The organism is uncultured Mycobacterium sp. (assembly GCF_964249325.1).
GTDB lineage: Bacteria > Actinomycetota > Actinomycetes > Mycobacteriales > Mycobacteriaceae > Mycobacterium.
Genome location: NZ_CAXUCH010000085.1, coordinates 7959 through 17388, shown reverse-complemented (window position 1 = coordinate 17388; position 9430 = coordinate 7959). Strand labels below are relative to the sequence as shown.

Below are 9430 nucleotides of genomic sequence, written 5' to 3'. Positions count from 1 at the left end.
CCCGCGGCCCGCCCGACCTGGTCCCGCTGGACACGCCCACGGGGGCGGTGCTGCTGGGCCAGGGCAGCGGCGGCCCGGCGCTGGCGATGGTGCCCGCCGACCGAGTGTTGGCCGCGCTGCACGGCTGGCTGGCGCCGCTGCCGCCGGAGGGCGCCAGCGCGATCGTCTTCCGCGACATCGACCACGCCGCGGAACTGGCTGCGGCACAAGGCATTCGGTCGGCCGACCTGCTCGCGTCGGGCATCGTCGACCGCATCGTTGTCGAGCATCCTGATGCCGCCGACGAGCCGATCGAGTTCTCGAAACGGCTCGCCGGCGCGATCGCCGCCGAGGTGCATGCGCTGCGCGCTGTGCCCGACGCCGAGCGGATGGCGGCGCGGCTGGAGCGCTACCGGCGCATCGGGCGGCGTTAGCTCTCGGGCAGGCCGAGGTAGCGCTGGATCGTCGGCCCAAGCCACTCGACGATCTCCTTGCGGCTCATCGCAACCAGCGGGGCCAACCGCAACACGAACCGGCAGAACGCCATCCCGATGATCTGGGTGGCAATGAGTCCGGCGCGCGAGTGTGATTCCGCGGCCGGGGCGACGCTGGCCACCAGCGGTTGCAGCTGTGTTTCAAAAATCCGCCGCATCCGTTGCGCGGCTTCGTCATTGGTGGCACTCGAGCGCAGCAGGATGACCAGCGCATCGTCGCCCTCCCAGCGATCGAGGAAGTGCCGCACCAGCGACCACCCGACGTGGGTCCGGTCAATGGCGGCCAGATCGGGGAACCGCAGGCCGAAGTCCGCGGCGGCGGCGAACAACTGGTCTTTGCTGCCGTAGTACCGCATCACCATCGCCGGATCGACCCCGGCGTCAGCGGCGATCGCCCGAATGGTGGCGGCCTGGAAGCCCGCTGTGCCGAACCGCTCGCGGGCGGCCGCCAAAATCGCGGCCTTGGTCTCGTCCGACGTCCGTCTCATGTCAACGATTGTAGGCCAACAGATGTTGACATACGCGATTTGAAGGCGCATGCTGCGATAGGCCAACAAGCGTTGACTTAGGAAGGATTCACGCCATGACCGATACCGACGTCCTCGTCGTGGGAGCCGGGCCGACCGGGCTGACGCTGGCGATCTCGCTGATCAACCGCGGAGCGCGCGTGACGATCGTCGACCGCCTGGCGGCAGGGGCCAACACGTCACGCGCGGCGGCGGTCAATGCCCGCACGCTGGAAGTGCTCGAAGACACCGACGTGTCGCGGCGCATGGTCAAGGCGGGGCTCATCGCGCCGCGGTTCAGCATGCGCCAGCAGATGAGCACGTTGATGCCCATCGACTTCTCGGTGCTGCCCACCCGCTACCCGTACACGCTGATGATTTCGCAGGCCACCACCGAGAAGCTGCTCGTCGAGCGGCTCACCGAGCTCGGCGGTGATGTGGTCCGGCCCAAGACGCTTGCCAACCTTGTCCAGGATCGCGACGGCGTTACGGCCACCTTCGATGATGGCAAGGAGATCCGGGCACGCTACGTCGTCGGCGCCGACGGCATGCATAGCACGGTTCGCGAACTGGCCGGGATCGGCTTCGCCGGCGGTGAGTATGCGGAATCGTTCGCGCTCGCGGACGTCCGGCTGTCCGGCGAGGCGCCCGACGACGAAGTCATCCTCTTCTACGCAGTGAGCGGTCTCACTGTCCTCGCTCCACTGCCCGACGGCATCCACCGGATCGTCGCCCCGACCGTCGACGCACCGGAGCAGCCGTCGGCGCAGTACGTGCAGTCGTTGCTGGACAGCCGCGGCTTCGGCCCCGGACGCACCGTGGTGCGTGAGGTGCTGTGGGGATCGCGGTTCCGGATCCACCACCGCGTGGCCGACACCTACCGGGTCGGTCGGCTGCTGCTGGCCGGCGACGCTGCCCACGTGCACAGTCCAGCCGGCGGGCAGGGCATGAATTTGGGCATCCAGGATGCGGTGGCGTTGGCCGACGCGCTCGGCGAGGTGGTGCATGGCGGCTCCGACACGGCGCTCGACGCCTACAGCGCGGCTCGCCGGCCGATTGCGCGCCAGGTGCTGGCCACCACCGGACGGTTGACCCGACTGGCGACGCTGCCGAAAGCGGCGCGTCCGGTCCGCAACACAGCGATGCGGCTGGCCTCACACGTGCCCGCTGTGCGCAGCGGGCTGGCCTGGCGGCTGTCGGGTCTGGTCTACCGCTGAACGTCAGCAGCGCAGCGCGCAGCATCCCACAGCCAAGCCGGTTCATCAGGCAAGATAGGCGGCATGGACACTGGTGCAACCACACCCCGGGTTTTGGTTGTCGACGACGACTCGGACGTGTTGGCCTCGCTGGAACGCGGACTGCGACTGTCCGGATTCGAGGTGTCCACCGCGGCCGACGGCGCCGAGGCGTTGCGTAGCGCCACCGAAACCCGGCCCGACGCGATCGTGCTGGACATCAATATGCCGGTGCTGGACGGCGTCAGCGTGGTCACCGCGCTGCGCGCCATGGACAACGACGTACCGGTCTGCGTGCTGTCGGCGCGCAGCTCGGTCGACGACCGAGTGGCCGGGCTGGAAGCCGGGGCCGACGACTACCTGGTCAAACCGTTCGTGCTGGCCGAACTCGTCGCGCGGGTGCGCGCGCTGCTGCGCCGCCGCGGCTCCACCGCGACGTCGTCCTCGGAAACCATCACGGTGGGCCCGCTGGAAGTCGACATCCCGGGCCGGCGCGCCCGGGTCAACGGAATCGACGTGGACCTGACCAAACGCGAGTTCGACCTACTCGCAGTGCTGGCCGAGCACAAGACCGCGGTGCTGTCCCGCGCCCAGCTGCTGGAACTGGTATGGGGCTACGATTTCGCCGCCGACACCAACGTCGTCGACGTGTTCATCGGATACCTTCGGCGCAAACTGGAGGCCGGCGGCGCACCGCGGCTGCTGCATACTGTTCGAGGGGTGGGGTTCGTGCTGCGTATGCAGTGACGACAAGGAACCTATGAACCTACTGTCGCGAATCTTGACCCGTACGCCCTCGCTGCGCGCACGGGTTGTGGTCGCGACTGCCATCGGCGCGGCGATTCCGGTGCTCATCGTCGGAGCCATCGTCTGGGTGGGCATCACCAACGACCGGTTGTACTGGCTGGACCGCCGCCTCGACGAGGCCGCCGGCTTCGCCGTCCCGTTCCTGCCCCGCGGCCTGGATGAGATCCCCCGCTCCCCCAACGATCAGAACACGGTCATCACCGTCCGCCGCGGCGATCAGGTGACGTCCAATTCCAGCGTCACGCTGCCCAAGCTGAACCACGACTACGCCGACACCGACATCAACGGCAAGCGCTACCGGGTACGGACCGTGGAAATCCCTGCGCCGCAGCCGATGTCGGTGGAAGTCGGCGCCACCTACGACGAGACCATCGCCGAAACCAACAACCTGCACCGCCGGGTGATCCTGATCTGCGCGTTAGCTATCGCCGCAGCAGCCGTGTTTGCCTGGCTGCTGGCCACCTTCGCGGTGCGGCCGTTCAAACGGCTGGCCCAGCAGACCCGGTCGATCGACGCCGGGGACCAGGCCCCGCAGGTGCAGGTGCGCGGCGCCAGCGAGGCCGTCGAGATCGCGGAGGCGATGCGGGGCATGCTGCAGCGCATCTGGGACGAACAGAACCGCACCAAGGAGGCGCTGGCGTCGGCTCGCGACTTCGCCTCGGTGTCGGCGCACGAGCTGCGCACACCGTTGACCGCGATGCGCACCAACCTGGAAGTGCTGGCGACCCTGGACCTGCCCGACGACCAACGCAAAGAAGTGCTCAACGACGTGATTCGCACCCAGTCACGGATCGAGGCCACGCTAAGCGCGCTGGAACGGCTGGCCCAGGGCGAGCTCTCCACGCGGGAAGACCACGTGCCGGTCGACATCACCGAGTTGCTGGACCGTGCCGCGCACGATGCCATGCGCGTCTACCCGAATCTCGACGTGTCGCTGGTGCCCTCGCCCACCTGCATCATCGTGGGGCTGCCGGCGGGCTTGCGGCTGGCAGTCGACAACGCGATCGCCAACGCGGTCAAACACGGCGGCGCCACCCGGGTTCAGCTGTCTGCGGTCAGCTCTCGGGCCGGCGTGGAAATCGCGATCGACGACAACGGCACCGGTGTGCCCGAGGAAGAGCGACACGTGGTTTTCGAGCGGTTCTCGCGCGGGTCCACCGCCTCGCATTCCGGCTCGGGTCTAGGGCTGGCGTTGGTGGCACAGCAAGCTCAGCTGCATGGGGGCACCGCGTCGCTGGAGGACAGCCCACTGGGCGGCGCACGTCTAATGCTGCGCCTGCCCGCCCCCATCTGAGCTGTGGCTTCGGCGCCCAGTGTGCAGCTTATCGATGCGATTCGCCGAAGTTTTCGACCACAACCTGCACACTCGGCGGACGTGAAGCCCGGACCTAGTTCTGCTCGCCCTGCCGCCGCTGTGTCTGCGTCTCATCGGCGACGGGCATTCTCGTCGTCTCCGCCTGACTGGGCGGCGGCCTCTTTGTGGCTGACGTGTCGTCACGGCCGGCCGTGGGAATTCGCGTCGTGGCTTCTTCGCCGCCGGTGTGGGTCCTTGTCGTGGGGGCATCGCCGCCGGCGGGCACACCCGCCGGCTCGGCAGCAGCGCCGCCCACCGGCACTTCCCGCGTGACGCGCCGAATCATCGGCGCGAACGTCAGCAGCAAACCCAAAACGAACGCAAGCCCGATCAGCCACCAGTTCGCGTCGTGCATCACCGTGTTCCTATCTCACGTGAGCCGGGCAGGTCCGCGATGGCTTCTTGTTCGCTCTTGCGCCTGATCGCGACGACGGTGATCACCCAGGCAACCGCCGACCCCACCACGAAAGCAAGCAGACACCACAACCACTGGATCACGAAAACCATGTCGGATTCTCCTTAACTGACCACGATTTCGACACGGCGATTCTGGGCGCGCCCCTCCGGCGTGTCGTTGCTTGCGACCGGATTGGCGGCGCCGAGGCCATTGGCCGTGATGTGGTCACGCGGAACGCCTTTGGCGGTCAGGAAATCGGCGACGGAATTCGCCCGGTTGGTGCTTATCGGGATATTGACTGCGTCGGTGCCGATGTCGTCGCTGTAGCCGTTGATGGTGACCTTTGCGCCGGAACAGCCTTTCAGCTCGTCCGCGATCTGCGTCAGTTTCTGCTGGACATCGGGGGTTAGGCTAAAACTGTTGGTGGGAAAGGTAATCGGTGTCGGCAGCACCGTTTTGACGGCTTGCTGCAGGTTGGCGCACGCACCGCCGGGCGAAGGTGGCGGCGGGCCGGGTGTGCCGGTCGGCGCGATTGGCCCCCTGATTTCGATCTTGTCGACGATGTTCAGATTGGGCCAGGCGTCTTCGGCTGCCTGCTCGATGGCGTCTCCCTGGTCGGTTGTTGCAGCGGTTCCCGACAGGGTGATGGTGTCACCGTTGACGTCGAGTTTGAAGTCGGTTATCGACGCGGCCGCGCTGAAAACAGTTCCGGCGTCGGAGAAGTCGAGGGCGGTGATGTTCGGGTTGATCCGGATTTTGTCGATGACGTTGACACCGGGACCGAGCGAGCTCTTGACAGCTTCCAGCAGCGCGCTCTTGGCCATGTCGTCGGGGAAGTCACCGCTGAGCGTTATGTCGTTGCCTTTACGGTTAATTGAGAGCGGAGCCAGCGATATCGGCGGTATCGGCGGCGGCTTGCGCGCAGCGCCCGGGGTGCTGCTGTGGGTCAGGGTCGGCACACTACCGGTCGGACCGGTGGCTTGTGGGCGGGAACGCTCAGCGAGCCCGTAGCCGATCGCTCCAAGCAGCAGGGGAATTACCACCAGCGCGACCAGCCAGGCAATGCCGGGCGGGCGTCGGTAGAACGTGGAGACTTTGCGCGATTGGGTGTTTGCGGGTGCTTCGCCGGAACCCGCCATGGGCCCTCCCCTAAAAGTCGATGTCCAGACCAGTTCTGATCGCAAGCGAAGCCTAAGGCAGCCGTCGATCAGCAAGCCCTGGTATCGCGAAAACGTGACCACAGTCCGGTACTCGACAGCATGGGGCTTACCTCGGGCACACTGGAGTGGTGGCAGAGGAAAGAAAACCGACCGACCAAGACACGCTGGCGCGTATCCGGAACTTGGTTGCCGAGGAGAAGACGCTGCGCGAGCAGCTGGTGCACAAAGACATCACCGAGTCGGAGGAGCATGCCCGCCTGCGCCGCGTTGAGACCGAACTCGACCAGTGTTGGGACCTGTTGCGTCAGCGTCGGGCCCTGCGCGAAACCGGAGGTGACCCGCGCGAGGCGCGTGTGCGACCGCCCGATCAAGTCGAGGGCTACCTCAGCTAACGGATCGGCACGGAGTGACTGCCGGTGCGCCGCGAGATTTCGACGCGATTGTGGTGGGCGGGGGGCATAACGGGTTAGTCGCTGCTGCTTATCTGGCCCGAGCCGGTCTGCGCGTGCGGGTCCTGGAGCGGCTGGAACATGTCGGTGGAGCCGCGGTGTCGGCGCAAATCTTCGACGGCGTCGACGCGCGGCTGTCGCGGTATGCCTACCTGATCAGCCTCCTGCCTTCGCGCATCGTGGATGATCTGGGCGCTCCCGTGCGACTGGCGCGGCGGCGGTATGCGTCCTATACCCCCGACCCGACCACTGCCGGGCGCACCGGGCTGCTCGTCGGAGCACACAACACGTTTGCCGCGATCGGCGCCGCTGACGACGAGCCGCGCTTCACCGACTTCTATCGCCGCTGCCGACTAGTGACCGAGCGGATGTGGCCGTCGCTGCTCGAGCCGCTTTGTACCCGTGCGCAGATGCGCCGCCACGTCATCGACCACAGTCCTCCGGAGGCCGGCGACGCATGGCAGGTGATAACCGGGGAACCGATCGGGCACGCTATCGCCGACGCCGTAGGCAACGACCTCGTCCGAGGTGTGATCGCAACCGACGCGCTGATTGGCACCTTCGAGCGGCTCACCGATCCCTCGCTGCGGCAAAACATTTCCTTTCTGTATCACCTGCTTGGCGGAGGCACCGGCCAATGGGATGTCCCGGTGGGCGGCATGGGCGCGGTGACGACTGCCCTAGCCGCCGCGGCAGCCCATTATGGTGCCGAAATCACCACTGGCGCAGACGTTTACGCCATTGACCCCGACGGCGAGGTGCGTTACCGCACCGGCGACGACGATCGGCTGGTCACGGGCCGATACATTCTGGCCGGTGTCACACCGGTGGTGCTGGCCGACCTGTTAGGTGAACCCAGGGCGCCGCTGGCGCATGGTTCGCAAGTTAAGGTGAACATGGTGGTGCGTCGGCTGCCCCGGCTGCGCGACGACACAGTGACAGTCCAGCAGGCATTCGGCGGGACATTCCACGTCAACGAGACGTGGAGCCAACTGGACACCGCCTACTTGCAGGCAGTCCGCGGGCACATACCTGATCCGTTGCCGTGCGAGATTTATTGTCATTCACTGACCGATCCCAGTGTCTTGTCGTCCGCGTTGCGTCATTCCGGTGCAGCGACCCTGACGGTGTTCGGCCTGCACACGCCGCATGCATTGCTTTGCGACGCCGACCCTGGCGTGATTCGCGAGCAGCTCACCGACGCCGTCTTGGCATCGGTGAATTCCGTTCTGGGCGAACCGATCCAAGACGTGCTGATGACCGACGCCAACGGCCGGCCGTGTATCGAGACGAAAACCACGCTGGATCTGGAGCGGGCGCTGGCGATGAGCGGCGGCAACATCTTTCATGGCGCATTGTGTTGGCCGTTCGCCGAGGACGACGACCCGCTGGATACACCCGCGCGCCAATGGGGGGTAGCCACCGGTCACGAGCGAATCTTCTTGTGCGGCTCGGCGACCCGGCGCGGTGGTGCAGTGTCAGGTATCGGTGGTCACAACGCCGCGATGGCGGTGCTTGCCTCGGTTGACTATCGCGCTTCGATCGTGACGTAGTCGCGATCGCCGTATCCGGTGTAGATCTGGCGCGGCCGGCCGATCTTGCTGTCGCCCTCGTCGTGCATCTCACGCCAGTGCGCGATCCAGCCGGGCAGCCGGCCCAGCGCGAACAACACCGTGAACATCCGGACGGGGAACCCGATGGCGCGGTAGATCAGGCCGGTGTAGAAGTCGACGTTGGGGTAGAGCTTGCGTTCGACGAAGTAGTCGTCGGTGAGCGCGGCTTCCTCGAGCGCCTTGGCGATGTCCAGCAGATCGTCGTCGGCGCCGACCTTGCCCAGGATCTTGTCGGCCTGCTCTTTGACGATGCGGGCGCGCGGGTCGTAGTTCTTGTAGACGCGGTGCCCGAAGCCCATCAGCTTGACGCCGGCCTCGCGGCTCTTCACCTTGCGGACGAACTCGTGCACGTCGCCGCCCTCTTGGCGGATCTTTTCCAGCATCTCCAGCACCGCCTGGTTGGCGCCGCCGTGCAGCGGTCCCCACAGCGCATTGATCCCACCCGATATGGAGGTGAACAGGTTGGCCTGCGACGAGCCGACCAGCCGGACGGTCGACGTCGAGCAGTTCTGTTCGTGGTCGGCGTGCAAGATGAACAGCATGTCCAGCGCGCGGACCACTTCAGGATCGACCTCGTAGGGCTCGGCAGGCAACCCGAACGTCATCCGCAAGAAGTTCTCCACCAAGGTGTGGGAGTTGTCCGGGTAGAGGAACGGCTGGCCGACCGATTTTTTGTACGCGTAGGCCGCGATTGTCGGCAGCTTGGCCAGCAGCCGGATCGTCGACAGCTCGACCTGATCGCTGTCCATGGGATCCAGCGAGTCCTGGTAGTAGGCGCTCAACGCGTTGACCGCGCTGGACAACACCGGCATGGGATGTGCGTTGCGGGGAAATCCGTCGAAGAACCGCTTGAGGTCCTCATGCAGCATGGTGTGGCGCTGAATCTGTCGGGTGAAGGCGGCCAGTTGTTCCGTGGTCGGCAACTCCCCGTAGATCAATAGGTAGCTGACCTCGAGGAACGTCGACTTCTCGGCCAGCTGCTCGATCGGGTAGCCGCGATAGCGCAGGATTCCGGCTTCACCGTCGATGAACGTGATGGCGCTTTTAGTCGATGCGGTGTTGACGTAACCGGTGTCGAATGTCGTGTACCCCGTCTTGGCCAGCAGCGAGCCGAGCGCAATGCCGTCGGCTCCTTCCGTGGCGTGCACGATGTCCAAGTCCAACTCGCCACCCGGGTAACGGAGAGTGGCGATGTCGTCGCTTGCGGCCACTAGAACCCCTTTGCGCTAAACGGCAGTGACAACGCTGGCCTTGCCAGGCGCGTATAGCTCAAGGTAGTCGCTATCTTCCCGTCGCGCCTGCGGGGGGGCCACCCAAGGCGGCTCAGGCGGATTTGGTACACCGCAGCGGCTGTCCGGGCAAGCGCTGGATGCGGTAGCCGCGAAACGCTGGCGCGGCCAGCGCGGCGATCAGCACCCCGACGATCACCAGTGCCC

The 9430-nt window shown here is 66.1% G+C and carries 11 protein-coding genes and 1 pseudogene (1 of these 12 running past the window's edge); 6 read left to right on the top strand and 6 right to left on the bottom strand.

Annotated features, from left to right (window positions below):
- Positions 1 to 413: carboxyl transferase domain-containing protein (locus tag ACFE99_RS12710; RefSeq protein ID WP_375485756.1), on the top strand; the 413-nt coding region annotated here is incomplete at its 5' end.
- On the opposite strand, the gene ACFE99_RS12705 is transcribed toward ACFE99_RS12710, so the two are convergent.
- Positions 410 to 961: a TetR family transcriptional regulator gene (locus ACFE99_RS12705; RefSeq protein WP_375485754.1), complete on the bottom strand. Its 552-nt coding sequence runs from the start codon at positions 959 to 961 to the stop codon at positions 410 to 412. The genes ACFE99_RS12710 and ACFE99_RS12705 overlap by 4 nt on opposite strands.
- 95 nt (positions 962 to 1056) lie before the next feature.
- Here ACFE99_RS12705 and ACFE99_RS12700 point away from each other — a divergent pair, with 95 nt between their 5' ends.
- From ACFE99_RS12700 to ACFE99_RS12690, 3 genes are read left to right on the top strand one after another with little or no spacing between them, the layout of a single operon-like run.
- The gene (locus ACFE99_RS12700; RefSeq protein ID WP_375485752.1) at positions 1057 to 2196 is read left to right on the top strand and encodes an FAD-dependent oxidoreductase; all 1140 of its coding nucleotides are present in this window, start codon (positions 1057 to 1059) and stop codon (positions 2194 to 2196) included.
- Between the two features lie 54 nt (positions 2197 to 2250).
- The gene (prrA, locus tag ACFE99_RS12695; RefSeq protein ID WP_139797828.1) at positions 2251 to 2961 is read left to right on the top strand and encodes a two-component system response regulator PrrA; all 711 of its coding nucleotides are present in this window, start codon (positions 2251 to 2253) and stop codon (positions 2959 to 2961) included.
- Between the two features lie 13 nt (positions 2962 to 2974).
- Positions 2975 to 4315 (top strand): ATP-binding protein, encoded by a 1341-nt coding sequence (locus tag ACFE99_RS12690; RefSeq protein ID WP_375485750.1) that lies wholly within the window; start codon positions 2975 to 2977, stop codon positions 4313 to 4315.
- 94 nt (positions 4316 to 4409) lie between these two features.
- Here the strand turns inward: ACFE99_RS12690 and ACFE99_RS12685 are convergent, their stop codons facing one another.
- Genes ACFE99_RS12685 through ACFE99_RS12675 form a run of 3 tightly spaced genes read right to left on the bottom strand, consistent with a single transcriptional unit; the run spans position 4410 to position 5911 of the window.
- On the bottom strand, positions 4410 to 4730 hold the full coding sequence (locus tag ACFE99_RS12685) for a hypothetical protein (RefSeq protein WP_375485748.1): 321 nt from the start codon (positions 4728 to 4730) through the stop codon (positions 4410 to 4412).
- Positions 4730 to 4882 (bottom strand): hypothetical protein, encoded by a 153-nt coding sequence (locus ACFE99_RS12680; RefSeq protein WP_375485746.1) that lies wholly within the window; start codon positions 4880 to 4882, stop codon positions 4730 to 4732. The genes ACFE99_RS12685 and ACFE99_RS12680 overlap by 1 nt, the downstream gene beginning before the upstream one ends.
- A 12-nt stretch (positions 4883 to 4894) precedes the next feature.
- Entirely contained in the window at positions 4895 to 5911 is a 1017-nt protein-coding gene (locus tag ACFE99_RS12675; RefSeq protein WP_375485744.1) for an OmpA family protein, read from the bottom strand.
- 149 nt (positions 5912 to 6060) lie between these two features.
- Here ACFE99_RS12675 and ACFE99_RS12670 point away from each other — a divergent pair, with 149 nt between their 5' ends.
- Positions 6061 to 6324, top strand: coding sequence for a DUF2630 family protein (locus tag ACFE99_RS12670; protein WP_375485742.1), 264 nt, complete (start codon positions 6061 to 6063; stop codon positions 6322 to 6324).
- Positions 6325 to 6371: 47 nt separating this feature from the next.
- Positions 6372 to 7934 carry a phytoene desaturase family protein gene (locus ACFE99_RS12665; RefSeq protein WP_375485758.1) on the top strand — a complete coding sequence of 521 codons (1563 nt, stop codon included), beginning with the start codon at positions 6372 to 6374 and terminating at the stop codon, positions 7932 to 7934.
- On the opposite strand, the gene ACFE99_RS12660 is transcribed toward ACFE99_RS12665, so the two are convergent.
- Positions 7910 to 9205, bottom strand: coding sequence for a citrate synthase (locus ACFE99_RS12660; RefSeq protein WP_375485740.1), 1296 nt, complete (start codon positions 9203 to 9205; stop codon positions 7910 to 7912). The genes ACFE99_RS12665 and ACFE99_RS12660 overlap by 25 nt on opposite strands.
- A gap of 112 nt (positions 9206 to 9317) precedes the next feature.
- A pseudogene (locus ACFE99_RS12655) lies at positions 9318 to 9430 on the bottom strand (MFS transporter) (it continues 1198 nt past the right edge of the window).

Excerpts from the sequence above, each read along its gene's own strand:
- ACFE99_RS12705 (WP_375485754.1), bottom strand. The coding sequence starts at position 961 with ATGAGACGGACGTCGGACGAGACCAAGGCCGCGATTTTGGCGGCCGCC.
- ACFE99_RS12700 (WP_375485752.1), top strand. The coding sequence starts at position 1,057 with ATGACCGATACCGACGTCCTCGTCGTGGGAGCCGGGCCGACCGGGCTG.
- ACFE99_RS12690 (WP_375485750.1), top strand. The coding sequence starts at position 2,975 with ATGAACCTACTGTCGCGAATCTTGACCCGTACGCCCTCGCTGCGCGCA.
- ACFE99_RS12685 (WP_375485748.1), bottom strand. The coding sequence starts at position 4,730 with ATGCACGACGCGAACTGGTGGCTGATCGGGCTTGCGTTCGTTTTGGGT.
- ACFE99_RS12680 (WP_375485746.1), bottom strand. The coding sequence starts at position 4,882 with ATGGTTTTCGTGATCCAGTGGTTGTGGTGTCTGCTTGCTTTCGTGGTG.
- ACFE99_RS12675 (WP_375485744.1), bottom strand. The coding sequence starts at position 5,911 with ATGGCGGGTTCCGGCGAAGCACCCGCAAACACCCAATCGCGCAAAGTC.